Consider the following 18,277-nt stretch of genomic DNA (forward strand, 5'->3'; position numbering starts at 1 on the left):
ACCCTGCCCGATAATCTCCTCGACCTGACTCCGCACCCCCTCGAGCGAAATACCGAGCGACTCCAGCGACTTCGCCGCGACACCCTCACCCTCATGAATCAGCCCCAGCAGGATGTGCTCGGTACCGATGTAGTTGTGGTTGAGCATCCGGGCCTCTTCCTGGGCCAGGACAACGACACGCCTCGCGCGGTCGGTGAACCTCTCGAACATCGCGCGCTCCTCACCACCGCGTAGATAGATACATAAATATACAGTAATCTCCTGCGTCGAAGAAGCAACCCCGGGTTCGTCGCCACCCCGTGTCTCCCTTGAGCTCCCGGTGTCGCTGTTCTACCTTGAGCAGGGGCACGTTCACTATCCGAAACCAAAGGAGATGAACCCGTCATGGGCGAAGTGGATGCCGCGGCGATGGAGCCGATGTGGCCCAACGGGGCCAGCGAGGAGTACATCGCGGCCCGGATCGGACTGGCGAAAGCCGAACGCACGCTGCGCGATCAGATCGAAGAGGTGGCCGCCGCGCGCCGGCGGGTGCCACCCGGGCTCCTCCTCGACGACTACTCCTTCGCCGAGGGCCCCGCCGATCTCGGCCGCCCCGAACCGATCCGGACCACGCGACTGCGAGAACTGTTCGGGGAGCACGACACTCTGGTCGTCTACCACCTGATGTTCCATCCGGACGACGACGAAGCCTGCCCCATGTGCTCGATGTGGGTCGACGGTTTCCAGGGCGTCGCCCACCACCTGGCCCAGCGCACCAGCTTCGCCGTCATCGCCAAGGCTCCCCTGCCGAAACTGCGCGCGTGGGCACTGCGCCGCGGCTGGGACGGCCTGCGCATCCTCTCCAGCCACGACACCACCTTCAACGCCGACCTGAACGCCGAACGCCCCAACGGCGACCAGCGCCCGATGATCAGCGTCTTCACCCCCGAAGGCGACCAGGTCCGACACCACTACACCCTGCCCGCGAACTTCCTCGACGACGCCCAACGCGGCATAGATCAACTGTCCCCCGTCTGGAACATCCTCGACCTACTCCCCACCGGCCGCGGCGACTGGTACGCCGAAAACCACTACGCCGGCCGCGACCGCCGAGCCTGACTGGCACCCGCCCTGAACCTATTGCGGCGCAAGGGGGCTGGGCAAAGAGGTGAACCCGGGTTGCGCCAAGAACGTAGTAAAACGAGAGGGTTCGACCACGGGAGGAACCATGAAACGAATCATCGCGGGCACCGTGTTCGCCGCCGCGATCGCGGCTGGGGTCACGATTGCCGCGGGTCCGGGCACCGCGGACAACGGGGTGATCCATACACAGGCGAAGCCCGCCGGGACGGCGTCGACGCCCGCGGCCGCACCGGATGCGACGGCGATCGAGTACGGGCTGGCGGTGAAGTCCGGCGGCGGCTCAGCGGCTGCTCGGCCCTGAGGTGAGGAGGCGGCTGATCGGTTCGGGCAATTGTTCAGAGCCGCTCGGCGGCCGCGAGCATCATTGCGCGTGAGCGCTCCGGTGTTTCCGCCTGCACGGCAACCTGGTCCATCACATCGCGGTAGACCTCCAGATCGTCGCTGCGATCCAGGTAGAACGCGCTGGTCAGCTGTTCCAGGTAGACGATGTCGGGTAGTTCCTGCTCGGCGAAGCGGAGCAAGGTGAACGAACTGCCCGCGGCCGCGTGGACGCCGGCGGCGAAGGGCAGCACCTGGATCGTCACGCCGGTCTTGTACGACACCTCCACCAGATGCTCGATCTGCTCGCGCAGCACCTTCCGGCCGCCGATCGGCCGGTGCAGCACGGCCTCGTCCAGCACCGCCCACAACCGGGGCCCGTCCGGCAGGTCGAGGACCTGCTGACGCTTCGCGCGCAACTCCACCCGCCGCACCGCCTCGGCGTTCTGCTGGCTGACCTCGATGACCGCGTGCGTGTAGTCCTCGGTTTGCAGCAACCCCGGAACCAGTTGCCCCTCAAAGGTTCTGATCGACTGCGCGGCGCCCTCGAGGCCGAGATAGGTCTCGAACCAGGGTGGCAGCAGGTCGCTGTAGCGGTGCCACCAGCCGGGCTCATTGGCCTTGCGCGCCAGGTCCAGGAACATCTCGCGCTCGTCCGGATCGGTGACGCCGTAGAGGGTCAGCAGATCCCGGATGTCGCGCTCTTTGTAGCCGGTGCGCCCGAGTTCGAGCCGGCTGATCTTGGCGTGCGAACCACGAATGTGATTGCCGGCCGCGGCGGGCATAATGCCCTTCGCTTCCCGCAGCTTGCGCAGTTGACCACCGATCGCGATCCGCAGCGCGGTCGGACCACGCTCTACGACGCGCGCGTCGATACCGGCGATCCGGACCGGTTCCGCGACCATGACCACTACCCCGCTTCTCGAAGACTCGCAGCGGTATCGCGCCCATTTCCGTCTCGCACCACACCGCGTCCCACAGATGATATCCTGCGCGCCGCAAACCGACCCGCGGTTCGGATCCACGGCGCGTCACCCGCGCCACGGCGGGCCCCTGTCCTTGGTGATCCCCCAGGACTTCGCTATATTCGCAGGTGCAACTGGTTCGCCGGAGGCGGAGTCGAGGAGCCCCTGACCGCACGAAGGCGTCGAACTGGTCTCGTACATCAGTGCGTGGCCGGTGAGAGGGAACCCGGCGAAACTCCGGGACCGCACCCGAACTCGGGTCGGTGCCCAGGAGTCCGAGGACCTGCCGATTGTGCCGGGTACACCGTATCCGGCGGTCGTCGCCTCGTGGATCGGGTGCTACGCCGAGTGGACCCGGGCACGGGATTGATGCTTCGTGGGCTCCTCGGTACCGGTTCGTTTCGGCGGTGGCCACTGGCCGCTGACTTGGAGTTCATCCATGCATTCCATTCCCGGACGTGACCGTTCGAATCACGGGCTCCCTGCTCGAATCACCCCGGCAGTCTCCGGCGTTCCTTCGGTCGTCGAGAGCCTGCGCATCCATTCGGGGCCGCGCGTGCCGTTCTCGGTGGAGTTCAACCCGCCGCGCGATGCCGCCGGCGAAGCGCGGCTGTGGCGCACGGTGCGGCAGTTCGAGCGCATGCATCCGGCGTTCGTCTCGATGACCTACGGCGCGGGTGGTTCGACCAAGGACCGCACCGCCCGGATCACCGGACAGCTGGCCCAGCAGACCACGTTGCTGCCGGTCGCCCATCTGACGGCGGTCGGGCACAGCATCGCCGAGCTACGCGCGCTGGTCGGCTCTTACGCCGACTGCGGCATCCGCAACATGCTCGTGCTGCGCGGGGATCCGCCCGGTGATCCGCTCGGCGAGTGGCAGCGCCACCCCGACGGTGTCGAGTACGCCGAGCAACTGGTGCGAATCGTGCGCGATCTCGGCGACTTCAATGTGGGGGTCGCGTCGTTCCCGCAGGGGCACCATCACTCCCCCGACCTGGACACCGACGCCGCGTTCCTGGCCGCGAAACTCCGTGCCGGAGCGGACTATTCGATCACCCAGATGTTCTTCGAGGTCGATCACTATCTGCGCCTGCGTGATCGGGTCGCGGCCACCGATGCCGAGCAGGGCGCGAAACCGATCATCCCGGAACTGATGCCCATCACCTCCCTGCGCACCATCGCGCGTGCCGAGGAACTCAGCGGCCGCGCCCTGCCCGCGTCGATCATGCGACGGCTGCGCGCCGCGGCGGGTACCGGTCCCGAGGAAAACCGGGCCGCGGTGCGCGCGGCCGGCATCGAGATCGCCACCGAGATGGCCCAGCAGCTCATCGACGAGGGCGCGCCCTGCCTGCATTTCATCACGCTCAACTTCGCCAAGGCGACCAACGAGGTCCTGACCAACCTCGGCTACGAAGTCACCGCCGCGCCGCTCAGCGCCTGACGCGGCACTCGGTCGGGGTTGCTCGATCGAGTCACCGCTGACGTTCGATCCCCGCGCGGGCTACCGTGCTCGCGCGGGGATCGACCGGTGTCGTCGCCCGTGTTCAGATGGCCAGCAGCAGCTTGCCGGTGTTCGCACCGGTGAACAGCATCTCGAGCGTCGTGCCGAACTGATCGACGCCGCCCGCGACGACATGCTCGCGGGGCTTGATCTTGCCCTCGGCCAGCCACTTCGAGATCTGCGCGACGGCCTCCCCGTAGCGGTCCGCGTAGTCGAACACGACGAACCCCGTCATGGACGCCCGGAAGACCAGCAACGACATGTACCGGGACGGGCCGGGCGGCGGCTTCTCGGCGTTGTAGGACGCGATCGCCCCGCTGATGACGACCCGGGCGCCCCTGCGCAAGTTGGCCAGCGCGGCATCGAGGATCTCCCCGCCGACGTTGTCGAAGAACACGTCGACGCCGCCGGGCGCGAGTTCGCGCAGCCGCCGCAGCACATTCTCGCTGCGGTAGTCGATCGCCAGGTCGAAACCGAATTCCTCGGTGAGCATGCGGCACTTCTCCGGACCACCCGCGATACCGATGACCGTGGCGCCCAACGCTTTTGCGATCTGCCCGGCGACACTGCCCACCGCACCGGCGGCCGCGGAGATCAGCACGGTCTCGCCCGCCTGCACCTTTCCGACATCGATCAGCCCGAAATAGGCTGTCATGCCGGTGATTCCGAGCGCGCCGAGCCACGTTGCCGCCGGGGCGACCGCCAGATCGATCCGCTCTACGCCGCTGCCATCGCTGATCGCGTACTCGGTGACGCCGAACGTCCCGCTGACCGTCTCGCCCACCGAGAAACCGGAATGGGTGGACTCGACCACCGTGCCGACATCCAGCGACCGCATGACCTCACCGATCCCGACCGGCGGAAGATACGACCGGACGTCGTTGAGCCATCCGCGCATCGCCGGGTCGATCGAGATCAGATCCACCTTCACCAGAATCTCACCCGCCCCCACCGCAGGCAGCTCCTCGGTCACCACATTCCACGTGTCCGCATCGGGCCGCCCCTGCGGACGCTTGGCCAGCCGCACCTGTCGGGTCGTCGTCACACACGCTCCTTCGCCGAACGGAAATGCTGCCCACTGTAGTGGCGAACCCGAGCCCGGCGGGCAGTCTCGCTGCGAGAACGATGGGCAGCAGATCGACCGGAGCGAACCGATTACGAAGGTGCCTGTGCCCCGACGAACTCCGCTGCCTCCTCCTCGGACTGCGCGGCCGGCGCCGAACCCCACATGTGCTTGCCGTTGGGTTCCTGCAGGAAGTAGACCGACACAGCGCCCACGACGCCCGCGATGATCAGATAGTAAGCGGGCCAGTTCAAATCGCCGGTCACGCCGACGAGCGCGCCGACCACCACCGAGGTGGTGCCCGCGAACAGCGACACCGCGACGTTGAACGCTACCGACAGCCCCGCCCCGCGCACCTTCGTCGGGAACAGCGAGGGCAGGGTGGACGGCATCGTCGCGCTGAAACAGATCAGCGTCAGCCCCATCATCAGCAGGCCCACGAAGACGGTGAACGCATTGTCCGTGCGGACCAGCAGCACCATCGGGAACGCCAGCACGATCAGCCCCGCGATCCCGGTCCAGATGATCGGTTTGCGGCCGACCCGATCGGAGATCAGGCCGATCACCGGAATGGTCAGCAGCGCGACGACCATCACCCCGATCTGCAACCACTGCGAGGTCGACGAGGACACCCCGCCGCCGGTCGCGTCCGGCACCGTCGAGGTGACGTAGGTCGGCATGTAGGAGGTCAGCATGTAGTTGGGGACGTTCCAGACGACGACCAGACCCATGCAGACCAGGACGTAGGGCCACAGCTTCGCCAGGATCTTGGCCTCGTCGCCGGTCTTGTTCGACTTCTCGCGCTCCTCGGATTCCTTTTCCAGCGCGGCGAAGGCCGGGGTGTCGGCCAGGCGCATGCGCAGATAGACGCCGACGATGCCGAGCGGCAGCGCGACGAAGAACGGCAATCGCCAGCCCCACGCCAGCAACTGCTCGTGCGTCAGGGTGGCGTCGGCGAGCGTGACGACCAGTGCGCCGAGCAGATATCCGGTGAAGGTGCCGAATTCCAGCCAGCTGCCGAGGAACCCGCGCCGCCGGTCCGGCGCGTACTCGGCGATGAAGGTCATCGCGTTGCCGTATTCGCCGCCGGTGGAGAAGCCCTGCAGCAACCGCGCGCACAGCAGCAGCATCGGCGCCCAGATGCCGATCGAGTTCTGGTCCGGGATGCAGCCGATGGCGAAGGTGCCGAGTGCCATCAGGATCATCGTGGTGGCCAGCACCTGGTTGCGGCCGATCCGGTCGGCCAGCGGCCCGAAGAACATCCCGCCGAACGGGCGGACCAGGAACGCCACCGCGAACAGGCCGAAGGTGGCGATCGTGCCCGCGGTGTCGCCCAGATGCGAGAAGAACACTTCCTTGATAGTCGGCTCGAAATAGGCGTAGACGCCGAAGTCGTACCACTCGGTGATGTTGCCGATGCTCGCCGCGCCGATCGCCCGGCGGATGATCGGCGGATCGGTGACGACGATGTCGTCGAGCGACCAACGCCTCGGACGTTCGCGCGGACTCAGCACGGCCATTACCTCAGGCTAAGGCGACGACGGACCGATCCACGGCCGACGCTCCGGCTCGCGCCCGGCTCATCCGGTAGCGCGCAGCCAGTCTTCGAAGGTCATCATCCCGGGATGGAGCGCACGCAGGTGCGCGAGGTCGCGGTCGAGGGCGAGGACGTCGCGGGCCTGGAAGAAGCGGAACATCGCCGCGTAATCGTGGCCGACGCCCGGCATCGATGAGCGCAGCGTGTCCGGCGGCATCGGGTCGTACCGGCACGGCGTCCCGCTGACTCGTTCGACCGCGGCGGCTATCTCGTCACCGGTCAGGCTGTCCGCCGTGACGGCGAGGTCGCGGGCGCCCCAGCTCTGCCAGTTCCGGAACAGGAAATCGGCGAACCACGCGATATCGTCCAGGCCGATCAGCGGATACCGCCCGGTTCCCAACGGGAAGGCGAACAACAGCCCGGACCGTCCGTCGGGGAGCGGGCCGCGCTGCGGTGCGAGCCGTTCCCGCAGGTTCTCGAAGTAGGGCGAGGTGGTCAGGATCGACACGTGCTCGGTGTACCAGCCGTTGTCGACCTCACGCATCATCTCGTCGGAGCGGAGCAGGTTGATGTGTGCCGCGACCGCCGCCTTGGCGTCGAAATGCGGTACGGGTATCGATCCACCGGTCAGGGTCACGGCGCTGTCGAGCGAGGACCAGACGAATCGTTCGACCCGCGCCGATCGCGCGGCCTCCAGCACGGCGACCCCTCGCCGATATTCACCGAGAACGCTTGCACCGGACCAGAAGTCGGTATTACAGAAGACCTGTTCCATACCGGAAACAGCCGCACGGACGCTCTCCGGATCGTCCAGATCACCCTGGACGATACGGACCCGACCATGCGCGAGCAGCCCGGCGGCCTTGTCCGAGTGGGCATTTCGGGTGAGTACGGCAACGGTGTCGCCGGGCGAGCGGAGCAGTCGGTGGACAACCGCGCCGCCCATCGCACCCGTGCCTCCGATGACCAGCGTCTCAACCATGTTCGATCCAGCTCCCTTGTGCATTCTGTTGGGTAAGAACATGTTCGGCAATGTGCCGGTGCGTGGCGATCCACACCTGTTCGCGCACGGTCCCGAGCCGCTCGAGGATCCGGTCGACCATGCCGGACAGCAGCGGCCGCGCGCCGACGTGGGCGTGCACGGTCAGGTTGTAGATTCCCGGGCCCGGGGCGTCGAGCACGTCCGCCAGCAGGCCGGTGTGGCTGTCGAGGTAGGCCCGGGGCCCGGCGCCGCCGCGGATGTCGGACAGCTCGCTGTGCATGAGTGCGACGAGCGGGCCATGCCGGGTCGTCATCACCCGGGGTAGTTCGTAGTCGTTGTAATCACCGGACCACAGGTATCCGGCTTCGGCGAGTAGCTCGGGGGTGTGCTCCGTGCCGGAGGCCCGGGGACTCATCCAGCCGATCGGGCGCACTCCGGTGAGATCCTCGAGGATCGCGGTGCAGCGGTGGATGTTCTCGCGTTCGGCGCGCACGTCGAGCAGGGCGGGGATGACATCCTGTGCGTAGGAGTGCGCGGCGATCTCGTGCCCGGCATCCTGCACGGCCCGTACCGCCTGTGGAAAGCGTTCGGCGACAAGGCCGTTGATACCGAAGGTGGCGGGCATGCGATGAGCTCGCAGAATGTCGAGCAACCGCCACACCCCGGTGGTGGCGCCGTATTCGGACCAGGAGACGCTGTGCGTATCGTGCACTCCCGGCAGTGGCCACGCCGTAGCCATCGGGGCATAGACCGGCCAGTGGCCCGGCGACCACAACTCCAGGGCCACGGTGATCATGACCGCCGCCTTCTTGCCGTCCGGCCACCGCATCGGCGGCTCGAACGCCGCCCTACTCATCGACCGTCCCGGTGTGCGCATCGGCCGCGATGTCGCGCCGGGCCCGAACGAATGCCGCTACGCAGCAGGCGATCTCGCCGTCCGTGTGCGCGGCCGAGAGCTGGATGCGAATGCGCGCCGCGCCCGGGGGCACGACCGGGTGGGTGAAGGCGACCGCATGGATGCCGTGCCCGAACAAGGCCGCCGACATCCGGTCGGCGACAGCGGCATCACCGAACATAACCGGGATGATCGGGTGATCGCCGGGCAGCACGTCGAAACCGGCCTCGATCATCGAGCGACGGAACGATTTCGCGTTCTCGCGTAGCCGTTGCCGTTCGACCGCACCGGCTTTCACCACGTCGAGCGCGGCGAGCGACCCGGCGACAACGACCGGCGGCACCGCGTTCGAGAACACATACGGGCGCGAACGACGACGGAGCACCTCGACGATTTCCGTTCGGCCACTGACGAATCCCCCGGACGCGCCGCCCAGCGCCTTGCCGAGCGTTCCGGTGATGATGTCGACTCGGTTCCGCATCCCGGCCGCCTCGGTGGTACCGGCGCCCGTCGCGCCCAGGACGCCCACCCCGTGGGAGTCGTCGACCATGACCATCGCGGCATAGCGGTCGGCGAGATCGCAGATCGCGGCCAGCGGCGCCTGGGCGCCGTCCATGGAGAACACACCGTCGGTCACGACGAGGCGACGGCGGAACCGGGCGGCTCGGCGCAGCTGAACCTCGAGATCATCGATATCCCTTGTGCGATAACGATATCGAACCGCCTTACTGAGGCGGATGCCATCGATGATGGACGCGTGATTCAGTTCATCGCTGATCACCGCGTCCCGCTCGTCGAGCAGCGCCGCGAAAATCCCGCCGTTGGCGTCGAAACACGAACTCTGCAACAGGGTCGCCTCGGTGCGCAGCAGCTCGGAGATCGCGCGTTCGAGGGCGAGGTGCGGCGGCTGGGTCCCGCAGATGAAACGCACGCTGGCCATGCCGAATCCGTACGTGTCCAGCGCCGACTTCGCCGCGGCGACTACGCGCGGATGGTTGGCCAGCCCGAGATAGTCGTTGGCGCAGAAGTTCAGCAGCTCGTGCCCGTCGACCGAAATCCGGGTCGACTGCGGCGTTTCGATCGGCCGTTCGCTCGGACCGCGAGCGATATCGTCTAGTACGGCGCGAAAGTCGTTGCGGGTTGTGAACACTCGGTGCGCTCCTCACGGGATGACAGCGCCTGCTCGGCGGCTGTCTTCAGCGTGTGACCGGGACGGGCGGGCGTCCAATGCCCAGTCCGGAACCGGACATGCCCGCGAGGCATCGTCCGACGTCAGCGCGCAGACGGGCGTGCGCCGGCCAGAAATAGCCGAGGGCGGGGGCGTGGCTACGGTGGGGAGATGACCGAAGTCGTGCCGCTGGATCTGGACCTCCGGGTGGTCCGCTATTTCCTGGCTGTCGCGGACCAGGCGAATTTCAGCCGGGCCGCGGCCGCGCTGCGGGTGGGGCAGCCGTCGCTCAGCCGTCAGATCCGCGGCCTCGAACAGCAATTGGGGGTGCGGCTGTTCCACCGGACACCACAGGGCGCGCAGCTGACCGAGGCCGGGCACGCTTTCGCGCCCAAGGCCAGGATATTGCTGCGTGCCGCAGGCGACGCCGCGGCCGCGGCGCGGGCGACCGCCGAGCCCGGCAGCATTTCGATCGGATACACCCCGGGTCTGGTGATCACCGCGGCGACCAGGGAGCTACGCCGTCGGCATCCGGAGGTCACCGTACGGACAACGTATCTCGGGTGGCGCCGTCCCGCCGAGGCCTTACTCGACCGCCAGGTCGACGCCGTCGTCACCCGCGCGCCATTTCCGGCCGATCGGCTGCGCATCACTCACCTTTACGACGAACCGCGCGTCCTCGTCGTCCCCCTCGACCACCGCTTGGCCGGACAGCCGTTCGCGGTCTTGGCGGACATCGCCGACGAACCCCTGCAATGGGTCCCGGGCCTCGACCCCACCAGCAACGCCTTCTGGCGCTTGGAACCACGACCGGACGGCCGGCCCGCGCCCACCGGCCCCGCGATGAACACCCTCGACGACACCTGGGAATTCGTCGCCGCCGGCGACACGCTCGCCGTCGCCACCCGCGGCCACGTCGACACCACCCGAACAGATCTCGCGCTCATCCCGCTCCGCGGTGTCGCGCCGAGCCGGGTCGTCCTGGCGACCCGCACCGAGGATTCCAGTCTGCTGGACGCGTTCCGGCAGTATGCCCGAGAACAGCTGGTTGCCTGAGGGTCAGTCCGGGCGGATCGTCATATGGGCATGCATCTGCTCGAGGATGCCTTGCAAGCTGCGTCGGCGTGCCGGGCTCAACGCTTCCAGCGCCGCGCGGACGCCGTGCATCTGTTCGCGGACCTGCTGGGCGATCGCGGTGCCCTCGGTCGTGGCGACCACTTTCTTCACCCGGCGATCGGACGGGTCGATGTGCCGCTCGACCAGGCCGCGCTGCTCCAATCGATCGATCAGCAGGGTGATGTTCGATGCGTCACAGGACAGGGCTTCGGCCAGTTCCCGCATCGACCACGGCCCGGCGAGTAGGCAGACGAGCTTGGCTTGGCTGTAGGTCAGGTCCAGGCCCTGGGCCGCGGCGAGGAAGTCCTGCTGATAGACGCGGCAGAACTCCGTGAGGGTCGCCATCACGTCCAGCGCGGTCGGCGATGCGGGTGGTGAGGAGTGCGGCACTCTGCCAAGGTAGGCCGAATACTTGATGAACTCAAGCTTCTCGAGCCCGTGCCGCGCCCTGGAATGCTTGACAGAATCAAGCAGTTGCGGTTGTACTGTCGGTGAGTCGCTTGAGTTGCTCAACTATTTCCACGCTCGAGAACCTGCTCTTCCCCGCAGCCGACCATGGTGCTGTCATCAGCTCGGCGCCGACTTTGGAGACGATATGACTTCGGCAGTAGACACCACCCGGATCCGGCGATTGCTGGATCGGCCGTTCACGGTCGGCGATCTGACCGTTTCGAACCGGATCGCGATGGCGCCGATGACGCGGAACATGTCGCCGGACGGTGTTCCGGGGGCCGACGTCGCCGAGTACTACGCCCGCCGGGCGGCCAACAACGTCGGTCTCATCGTCACCGAGGGCACGTACATCAACCGGGCCGCGGCCGGCGCCTACCCCGATGTGCCGCACTTCTATGGTGAGCAGTCCCTGGCCGGCTGGGCCAACGTGGCCGAGCAGGTGCACCTGGCCGGCGGCCGGATCATTCCGCAGCTGTGGCACACCGGGGTGGCCCGCACGGCGACCGAGCCGCCTGCCGAAAGCCCGTCCGGCGTGGGGCTCGACGGCGGCCCGACCGGCAATGCCATGACCCAGCGCGACATCGACGACACCGTCGCCGCGTTCGCCGATGCCGCGGCGGCAGCGGAGCGCCTCGGCTTCGACGGCGTCGAATTGCATGGCGCGCACGGCTATCTGATCGACAGCTTCCTGTGGAACGGCACCAACCAGCGCACCGACGGCTACGGCGGCGACCCCGCATCCCGGGCCCGGTTCGCCGTGGAGATCGTCGAAGCCGTGCGCGCCGCGGTCTCCCCCGGCTTCCCGCTGTTCTTCCGGCTCTCCCAGTGGAAGTCCGGGAACTACCAGGCGAAGATCGCGGAGAGCGCGGGCGAGCTCGAGCAGATCCTGACCCCGCTGGCCGACGCGGGCGTCGACGCCTTCCATGCCTCGACCCGCCGCTACTGGCTGCCCGAATTCGACGGCAGCGACCTCAATCTCGCCGGCTGGGTCAAGAAACTCAGCGGCAAGGCCACCGTGACCGTCGGCTCGGTCGGGCTGGACCAGGAGTTCGTCGGCGCCGCCGGCTGGCAGAAGCAGGCCGACGTGGCCGGTATCGATCAGTTGCTCGATCGTCTCGAACGCGACGAGTTCGACCTCGTCGCCGTCGGCCGCGCGCTGCTGGCCAATCCCGACTGGGCGAACAAGGCGCTCCAGGGTCGCCTCGACGAGGCGATCGCCTTCGACCGCGGAGTGCTGAAGTCGCTCAACTGAGACTCGGATCTCGGCTCAATCATGTTGCCCGGCAACGTCGCCCAGCAGGAACCGGTCGATCTCGGCCGGAGTCTGCGGGGCGACGTCCGCCGGAGCAAGGGCCAGGATTTCCCGTCGGTAGTTCCGGATCTCGAACCGGCTGCCGGGTTCCGCCGCCGACAACAGCCTGATCCCCCGCTCCAGCATCGATCGCCGGTAGACCTTGAATGTCTTCTCGCGCAGTGACGATCGACCGCCGAGTTCGGCGAAGCCGTTGGCACTGCGCAGATCGAATTTCAGGTCGATCACCGGGTAGGGCTCGCGATCCCAGCTGGTCGAGGGCATCGCGTCCCGCCCCTGCATCCGCGCCTCGACCAGTGTCTCGGTGTCGTCGTCGCAGATCTCGCAGTCGAGAATCGGTACGGCCCCGCCTATTCGGCCGCCGTACCGGTTGCCGCACAGTGACGGGGCCCGGAACAGCACGTGATCGAATCGGCCGATCGGCGCGGGCAACGGCAGCTTGTGGTGGGACCGGCCGTCGAAGGCCAGTTCCATTCGCGGGCAGACGAAGTCGAGGAAGGCGGACACGGTCCGGGAATCGTGACCCGGCTGCTTGACCACGAAATGCAGGGCACGGCGCTCGTCCTCGCTCAGCACGAGATAGTCGTAGAAGGGACCCGGCCCGCCCTGGAAGTCATGGAATTTCGCGAACACCCCGGCGTGCCCGGCGACCGCCGCATAGCCTGCCCAGTAAGCATTCCAGGCGCCCGCGTACCGCTTGTCCTCATGCGCCCGCATCACGTCGAGCAGTGGGGCGTCCGCCATCTCGTCGGCCGCCTCGGCCGCCCGCGGTGCCATCTCGATGTATCCCTGGCGCTGCTTTTCGCCGATCTTCCTGGCCAGATGCCGCTCGGCATGCGCAAGGTCGTCGAGTGTCATGCTCGACCCCTGAGTCCGGCCGCCCACCTGCCCCCAGGACATGTGACAGCGGATTCCCTCACGACGGATCCGCCAGAACCGCACCACGCCATCGTCGTTCTTCTCGAAATATCGCACCTCGGGCACGCCCTCATCTTGCTTGATCGAGAAGCCGGGGGCTGCGGTCGTTGCTCTCCCGGCTTCTCGCGCGCTGAAGTGGCGCCTCCTGCATCAGCGAACGGGCAGGGTTACGCGGTATACCCGCCGTCGATATTCAGGCTCGAGCCGGTGATGTAGGCCGCGTCGGGCCCGGCGAGATACGAGACGAGGGCAGCGACCTCGGGGGCGGTGCCGAATCGATCCGTTGCCATCACTCCGAGCTGAGCCGTCGCGGTTGGCCCGTCGGCGGGGTTGGCGTCGGTGTCGATCGGGCCCGGCTGGATGTTGTTGACGGTGATTCCGCGCGCGGCCAATTCGTGTGCGAGGCCGCGGGTCAGGCTAGCCAGCGCGCCCTTGGTCATGGCGTATACCGAGAGGCCGGGAAAGGGCGTGCGGTCGGCGTTGATACTGCCGATATTGATGATCCGCCCGCCGTTGCCCATGTGCGCCAACGACTCTCGGATGGCGACGATCGACGACCGCACGTTGATCGTCAACATCGCATCGATCTCCGCCATCTTCAGGTCGGTGATCGCGGCCATCGTGGCGACGGCGGCGTTGTTGACGAGGATGTCGAGGGTGCCGAAGCGGTCGGCGGTCTGCGCGACGGCGGACTCGACGTCCTGCTCGTGCAAGCTGTCGGCGCGGATCGGGTACGCGGCGCCGGCCGCGGCCGCGACGGCCTGCGCGCGCTCCGCGGAATTGGCGTAGGTGAACGCGACCCGCGCGCCGTCCGCGGCCAGCCGGGCGACGATACCGGCGCCGACACCCCTGGACCCTCCCGTCACCAGTGCGGTCTTGCCCTCGAGCAGTCGTGTGGTCATCTGTGGCACCCTCTCCCAGTTTTTTGAACGATCACTCAAATACAGCGGAGACGGCGCGGTTTGTCAAATTTTGAGGGATCACTCAATAACCGGTATCATTCTGCTATGGCGAGGCCAAGGAAGTTCGACGAGCAGGCCGCCCTCACTGCCGCGCGAGATACGTTCTGGGGCAACGGTTACGCGGACACGTCGGTGCAGAACCTCACCGACGCAACCGGATTGGGAACACAGAGTCTCTACGGCGCGTTCGGCAGCAAACGCGACCTGTTCCTCCGGATCCTCGACGACTACTGCGCCCGTCAATCGACCGGACTCGAGGCCGCCGTCACCGCGGACCCGAGCCCCTGGCACGGAATCACCTCGGCGGTCGTGTTCGAAGACGGCGGCCGCATGGACCTGCCGCCCCAGGGCTGCCTGATGGCCAGCACCGTCGCCGCCCTCAGCACCCACGACGAGGAGATCCGGGCTCGCGCCTGCCGAGCCCAATCCGAAACCCGCGCCCTGTTCACCCGCCAGCTCACCCAGGCCCAGGAAACCGGCGAGATCGACCCCGACCTCGACCCGGAAGCAACCGCCCGCGCCCTGATCGCCGTCATGCAGGGCATTGAATTCCTCTACAAATCAGGCATCGGCGACGACGAGTTGAACCTCGTCAAAACCGCCGTACTCGAACTGATCAACCGCTCCGTCACGCGCTGACGACAGCGGCGCCACCTGGCAGGCTTGCTTCGGCGTCGCGAGCCAAAGGACGATCCGTACGCGGTCTTCGACTGCGAAGTCCGCAGCCGCCGATCACTCGTTCGCCGACTTAGCGCCGCCGCGATCCGAAAGGCAGCCAAACATCCGCTCGAGGAGGACGCGTGTTCGAATACCACGGATGGCTCACAGTTCAGTACGACGTCGAGTACGACGATCATGCGCAGCTCGAATCGACGTACCGGGCCTTAGCGGCCAAGCTCGACGCCTTCGACACCGGAAGCGGGCTCGTCGACCTCAGGCGGGTCAACGGACAAATCCAGCTACATTTCGGCGGGTATACAAACCATCCGCACTGGAGTGTGCTGGACAGCTTCAACGAAGTCGGCACCATAGCGCCGGGCTCGTTCGGCACCCTATGGGTCAGAAACGATGAAGACCCGGAACTCCACAACGAGTTTCAAATCTTCGCCATGCGCCGCGGACAAACGATAACGGCGAGCGACACTCTTCTCTCTCCTTGCGTTCCGCTGATCGAGAACCAAGACGAGTAGAGGTGGGATCCACAGCGAGTTGCTGGACGCACACTACACCGCCGATCTTGGTCGGGCCAGCACAGTTTTCACCGGAATAGCGACAAAACCGTTGCCGGACACAATGATTCGATTGGCTTCCCGGCTCCAGTACAGGGCCGAGTAGCTGGATCTGTCATCGAACATCTCCGGCGGCAGTGGGATATACGTGCCCTGCTCCGGGAAGTAGAGGACGCCGACGTCGCCTTCGTCATTGCCACCGAACTTCAGCAGCAGACCGCCTTCGGGTCCCGGACGCACGGCCATCACATTCGTCCATGCCGCACCATGCCGGATCGGCGTACCACCTCGATGGATCTCGTACAGGTCGCGATCGGACAGGTAGAAGAATCCGTCGTCTCCCGCCGGTACCGAGGTGAACTTGACGAACGAGCGCTGTGCGCTCATTTCGAAGGACCGGATGCAGCCGGTGCCCGCCGCGTCGAGTTCGTAACCGTTTCCGTCCCAGATCAATACGGTGCTGCCGTCCGCGAGCCGGGCGGCCCCGGTCAGCGGAAGTGCGGCATCGCCGATCGAGCTCTTCACCACGGCGGCCGCCGAGATGCCCGGAATCTGTTCCCACGCACCGGATTCCGTGAGCCACAGCGGGCCGGGCAGCGGGTCACCGATATTCAAGCCACCGAATCTCAGCAGGTGGGTCTTGACTTCGTGCAACACCACGGGCCGTTCACCGAGAAAGTAGCACTCGTGCGCGTAGAGGTCGGCCTCGCCCGGCCCTTTGCCAGGCAGTACTCGTGGGGCATCGTCCGAGCCGTCCACCAGGATCGGTCCGAACACCCGCGGGCGCGCCTGCGTGTCCGTGGTGGACTGCGCGAGCCACCCGCCGGACGGCGACCGTGCCGCCCCCACCCAGAATTCTTTGCGCTGCAACGCCAAACGCGGCGGCCAGGCCTCGAGGTCCCACAATTCCACCCACGGTGTCCGGCCGTCGCTGTGCGACAACAGGAACCCGTCGACGATGTCGTCGAGCACGCTCGCGAGCGGCGAGGCCGGCGCGGTCTCCACCGCGGCGGCCGGAACCCCGTCGTTGCCGAGGTACTGCGCCCACATCAGCTCCGGATCTCCCGGGAACTCACCCGCCGCGGGTACCGCGAGATCGGTTGCCTCCCAATACCCCAGCTTGCGGTCGACCGCCGCCCGCAGCGTCGCCACCATCCCCCGGTACTTGCGTTGCTCGCCTTTCGGCATCGGCGCGAGCTGCCCTTCCAGCCACTCCAGCACCTCCGCGACCTGATCGGCGGGCACATACAGGCCCGTCGAATAGTTCCCACTGAACCATCCGGAGGAGAACCGTCCCCGCAATTGCGGATGCGCCGCAACGACTTCGGCGAACAGGCCGTCCGGCTCGTAGGTAGCCTTCGGCTCGAACACCGCGTCCGGGAACACCCGCCCCGCTTCGAACGCAAGGCTCAGCGCCAGTCCCCGCTCGTACCGGTACGGCAGCATCGAAGCGCTGAACATGATCGCCGCCACGGACACCGCCTCGGCGGCGGCTCGCCCGTCCGTGCCGAGCAGCAGCTCCCGCACCTGCCGCCACACCTCTTCGGCCCCCGGATGCACCCGATCCAACGCCGTCGGCCCGGGCGAACTGCCGAGCAACCGGGGCACGAACTCCTCCCGGATCGCGCCCTCGTCCACCAGATGCAATGTGCAGTCGTATCCCATAAATCCTCCGCCTCGTCCTGCGCCCCCGATATGGAACCACGAGCACAACAGCCGCGCGAGGCCCTAGTCTCCTGGTCAAGGCTCTAGGGCTCAGCCGCACACACAGTCCGACAGCCGACGAACACTGCGGTCGATCACTGCCGGTGCGACCGAGCCACCAACGCGGCGAGCACCCGCTCGGTCTTCGTCTCACCGGCCGCGACCGACAAACCGTGCCGGCGCACCATGGCCTCGAACCCGAGTTGCTGTGCCGCAGCGCGACTTTCCATCTCGGCGTCCGACTCCCGGTGCCTGGCGGTGACTCTGAGCGACAACTCGAGCAACTCGAGCTCGGCGATACACCAACGTTCGACATCGACCTCCAGATCCCCTAAGCGCACGTTGGTCCATTTCGTCGACGCGATCGGTCCCATCGCCGCGAGGTGATCCACCGCGACGCCCGGGGGTGTGCAGCTCACCAGGAACTGGCGCTGCGCGGAGTCCAAGGCGGCGGTGACATCGGTCCCGAGCAGCGCGGCATCCCGCAGCGATCCGGGCGGCCGCCTACCCACGGCCGAGGCGGACAACACCCGCCGCTCGCCACACCAGTCGCTTTCGATGCGGTACTCCAAGGCCTCATCGGTGAACGGCGAAGTCCACCGACCGGCCAATTGCGAACGGCGGCATGGCCGTAGCTTCACGGTGAGGTCGTCGCGCTCACCGCTGCGCAACCGGATGACGATCCGGCTCGACAGCAACGCCGATGCGGTGCCGGAGCGGTCACTGCGGGATTCGGCGAACCAGATGCGGCGCTCGGTAGCGGGGTTCCCCGAACACCGTAACCGGGCCAGCGCGTCCGCGACGTCGCCGGCGAGATTGACCTTGATCTCGATCGGAGTGATCACACCAGTGCCCTTTCGTGGTGCCCGCCCCGAGTACCTCCCCGCGGTCGGCAACACCATCGAAGACAGCGTTGGCGAACTGGTTGCCGACTCGCGTGCGTACTTCGCTACTCGATTACCTGCCGGACGACATCCGGGGGCGCTTGCCGTGGGCGGCGCGCTGCGATCCCGACCGCCGGTTCCATCGCGA

Annotated in this window: 19 protein-coding genes and 1 riboswitch; of the genes, 7 read left to right on the forward strand and 12 right to left on the reverse strand. The window is 67.0% G+C overall.

Translation table 11 applies throughout. The features are described from left to right. Positions 1-210, reverse strand: a 210-nt coding sequence (locus tag F3087_RS43580) for a Clp protease N-terminal domain-containing protein (RefSeq protein WP_150401026.1), incomplete at its 3' end; no start/stop codon positions are given. A 174-nt stretch (positions 211-384) separates the two neighbouring features. Here F3087_RS43580 and F3087_RS43585 point away from each other — a divergent pair. Both F3087_RS43585 and F3087_RS43590 read left to right on the forward strand, forming a co-directional pair. Then, a complete protein-coding gene (locus F3087_RS43585; RefSeq protein WP_150408073.1) occupies positions 385-1,098 on the forward strand; it encodes a DUF899 family protein in 714 nt (237 codons plus the stop codon). A gap of 109 nt (positions 1,099-1,207) precedes the next feature. Continuing rightward, positions 1,208-1,423, forward strand: a complete 216-nt coding sequence (locus tag F3087_RS43590; RefSeq protein WP_150408074.1) for a hypothetical protein — start codon at positions 1,208-1,210, stop codon at positions 1,421-1,423. A 34-nt stretch (positions 1,424-1,457) separates the two neighbouring features. Here the strand turns inward: F3087_RS43590 and F3087_RS43595 are convergent, their stop codons facing one another. Beyond that, on the reverse strand, positions 1,458-2,345 hold the full coding sequence (locus F3087_RS43595) for a helix-turn-helix domain-containing protein (RefSeq protein WP_150408075.1): 888 nt from the start codon (positions 2,343-2,345) through the stop codon (positions 1,458-1,460). A 231-nt stretch (positions 2,346-2,576) separates the two neighbouring features. Beyond that, positions 2,577-2,710, forward strand: a riboswitch (cobalamin riboswitch). Between the two features lie 134 nt (positions 2,711-2,844). On the opposite strand from F3087_RS43595, the gene F3087_RS43600 reads away from it, so the two are divergent. Then, the gene (locus F3087_RS43600; RefSeq protein WP_150408076.1) at positions 2,845-3,846 is read left to right on the forward strand and encodes a methylenetetrahydrofolate reductase; all 1,002 of its coding nucleotides are present in this window, start codon (positions 2,845-2,847) and stop codon (positions 3,844-3,846) included. 103 nt (positions 3,847-3,949) lie between these two features. On the opposite strand, the gene F3087_RS43605 is transcribed toward F3087_RS43600, so the two are convergent. From F3087_RS43605 to F3087_RS43625, 5 genes are all read right to left on the reverse strand, one after another. Then, a complete protein-coding gene (locus F3087_RS43605) occupies positions 3,950-4,951 on the reverse strand; it encodes an NADP-dependent oxidoreductase (protein ID WP_150408077.1) in 1,002 nt (333 codons plus the stop codon). Between the two features lie 110 nt (positions 4,952-5,061). Then, positions 5,062-6,489 (reverse strand): MFS transporter, encoded by a 1,428-nt coding sequence (locus F3087_RS43610; RefSeq protein WP_150408078.1) that lies wholly within the window; start codon positions 6,487-6,489, stop codon positions 5,062-5,064. 60 nt (positions 6,490-6,549) lie between these two features. Continuing rightward, positions 6,550-7,488, reverse strand: coding sequence for an NmrA/HSCARG family protein (locus F3087_RS43615; RefSeq protein WP_150408079.1), 939 nt, complete (start codon positions 7,486-7,488; stop codon positions 6,550-6,552). After that, on the reverse strand, positions 7,481-8,344 hold the full coding sequence (locus tag F3087_RS43620; RefSeq protein WP_150408080.1) for a polysaccharide deacetylase family protein: 864 nt from the start codon (positions 8,342-8,344) through the stop codon (positions 7,481-7,483). Before F3087_RS43620 ends, F3087_RS43615 begins: the two co-directional genes overlap by 8 nt. Next, positions 8,337-9,533, reverse strand: a complete 1,197-nt coding sequence (locus F3087_RS43625; protein ID WP_150408081.1) for a glycine C-acetyltransferase — start codon at positions 9,531-9,533, stop codon at positions 8,337-8,339. Before F3087_RS43625 ends, F3087_RS43620 begins: the two co-directional genes overlap by 8 nt. Before the next feature lie 189 nt (positions 9,534-9,722). Between F3087_RS43625 and F3087_RS43630 the strand changes: the two genes are divergently transcribed. Further along, a complete protein-coding gene (locus F3087_RS43630) occupies positions 9,723-10,607 on the forward strand; it encodes a LysR family transcriptional regulator (RefSeq protein WP_150408082.1) in 885 nt (294 codons plus the stop codon). 3 nt (positions 10,608-10,610) lie between these two features. Here F3087_RS43630 and F3087_RS43635 read toward each other — a convergent pair whose 3' ends face one another. Then, positions 10,611-11,057, reverse strand: coding sequence for a MarR family winged helix-turn-helix transcriptional regulator (locus tag F3087_RS43635; RefSeq protein ID WP_317983965.1), 447 nt, complete (start codon positions 11,055-11,057; stop codon positions 10,611-10,613). Between the two features lie 205 nt (positions 11,058-11,262). On the opposite strand from F3087_RS43635, the gene F3087_RS43640 reads away from it, so the two are divergent. After that, the gene (locus tag F3087_RS43640) at positions 11,263-12,372 is read left to right on the forward strand and encodes an NADH:flavin oxidoreductase (RefSeq protein WP_150408083.1); all 1,110 of its coding nucleotides are present in this window, start codon (positions 11,263-11,265) and stop codon (positions 12,370-12,372) included. A 15-nt stretch (positions 12,373-12,387) separates the two neighbouring features. Here F3087_RS43640 and F3087_RS43645 read toward each other — a convergent pair whose 3' ends face one another. Then, positions 12,388-13,416 (reverse strand): WGR domain-containing protein, encoded by a 1,029-nt coding sequence (locus F3087_RS43645; protein ID WP_191094440.1) that lies wholly within the window; start codon positions 13,414-13,416, stop codon positions 12,388-12,390. Positions 13,417-13,517: 101 nt separating this feature from the next. Beyond that, positions 13,518-14,252: an SDR family oxidoreductase gene (locus tag F3087_RS43650; protein WP_150408085.1), complete on the reverse strand. Its 735-nt coding sequence runs from the start codon at positions 14,250-14,252 to the stop codon at positions 13,518-13,520. Between the two features lie 105 nt (positions 14,253-14,357). Between F3087_RS43650 and F3087_RS43655 the strand changes: the two genes are divergently transcribed. After that, on the forward strand, positions 14,358-14,951 hold the full coding sequence (locus tag F3087_RS43655; RefSeq protein WP_150408086.1) for a TetR/AcrR family transcriptional regulator: 594 nt from the start codon (positions 14,358-14,360) through the stop codon (positions 14,949-14,951). A gap of 161 nt (positions 14,952-15,112) precedes the next feature. Continuing rightward, the gene (locus F3087_RS43660; protein WP_150408087.1) at positions 15,113-15,502 is read left to right on the forward strand and encodes an Imm7 family immunity protein; all 390 of its coding nucleotides are present in this window, start codon (positions 15,113-15,115) and stop codon (positions 15,500-15,502) included. Positions 15,503-15,535: 33 nt separating this feature from the next. Here the strand turns inward: F3087_RS43660 and F3087_RS43665 are convergent, their stop codons facing one another. Both F3087_RS43665 and F3087_RS43670 read right to left on the reverse strand, forming a co-directional pair. Continuing rightward, positions 15,536-17,206, reverse strand: a complete 1,671-nt coding sequence (locus F3087_RS43665) for a hypothetical protein (RefSeq protein WP_150408088.1) — start codon at positions 17,204-17,206, stop codon at positions 15,536-15,538. A gap of 134 nt (positions 17,207-17,340) precedes the next feature. Then, on the reverse strand, positions 17,341-18,090 hold the full coding sequence (locus F3087_RS43670) for a hypothetical protein (RefSeq protein ID WP_191094446.1): 750 nt from the start codon (positions 18,088-18,090) through the stop codon (positions 17,341-17,343). Positions 18,091-18,277: the final 187 nt, after the last annotated feature.

It is taken from the genome of Nocardia colli, assembly GCF_008704205.1.
GTDB classification, from domain to species: domain Bacteria; phylum Actinomycetota; class Actinomycetes; order Mycobacteriales; family Mycobacteriaceae; genus Nocardia; species Nocardia colli.

What these genes read in the sequence shown, in the direction of transcription:
- F3087_RS43585 (WP_150408073.1), top strand. Translation starts at nt 385, where the DNA reads ATGGGCGAAGTGGATGCCGCGGCGATGGAGCCGATGTGGCCCAACGGG.
- F3087_RS43590 (WP_150408074.1), top strand. Translation starts at nt 1,208, where the DNA reads ATGAAACGAATCATCGCGGGCACCGTGTTCGCCGCCGCGATCGCGGCT.
- F3087_RS43595 (WP_150408075.1), bottom strand. Translation starts at nt 2,345, where the DNA reads ATGGTCGCGGAACCGGTCCGGATCGCCGGTATCGACGCGCGCGTCGTA.
- F3087_RS43600 (WP_150408076.1), top strand. Translation starts at nt 2,845, where the DNA reads ATGCATTCCATTCCCGGACGTGACCGTTCGAATCACGGGCTCCCTGCT.
- F3087_RS43610 (WP_150408078.1), bottom strand. Translation starts at nt 6,489, where the DNA reads ATGGCCGTGCTGAGTCCGCGCGAACGTCCGAGGCGTTGGTCGCTCGAC.
- F3087_RS43615 (WP_150408079.1), bottom strand. Translation starts at nt 7,488, where the DNA reads ATGGTTGAGACGCTGGTCATCGGAGGCACGGGTGCGATGGGCGGCGCG.
- F3087_RS43620 (WP_150408080.1), bottom strand. Translation starts at nt 8,344, where the DNA reads ATGAGTAGGGCGGCGTTCGAGCCGCCGATGCGGTGGCCGGACGGCAAG.
- F3087_RS43630 (WP_150408082.1), top strand. Translation starts at nt 9,723, where the DNA reads ATGACCGAAGTCGTGCCGCTGGATCTGGACCTCCGGGTGGTCCGCTAT.
- F3087_RS43640 (WP_150408083.1), top strand. Translation starts at nt 11,263, where the DNA reads ATGACTTCGGCAGTAGACACCACCCGGATCCGGCGATTGCTGGATCGG.
- F3087_RS43650 (WP_150408085.1), bottom strand. Translation starts at nt 14,252, where the DNA reads ATGACCACACGACTGCTCGAGGGCAAGACCGCACTGGTGACGGGAGGG.
- F3087_RS43655 (WP_150408086.1), top strand. Translation starts at nt 14,358, where the DNA reads ATGGCGAGGCCAAGGAAGTTCGACGAGCAGGCCGCCCTCACTGCCGCG.
- F3087_RS43665 (WP_150408088.1), bottom strand. Translation starts at nt 17,206, where the DNA reads ATGGGATACGACTGCACATTGCATCTGGTGGACGAGGGCGCGATCCGG.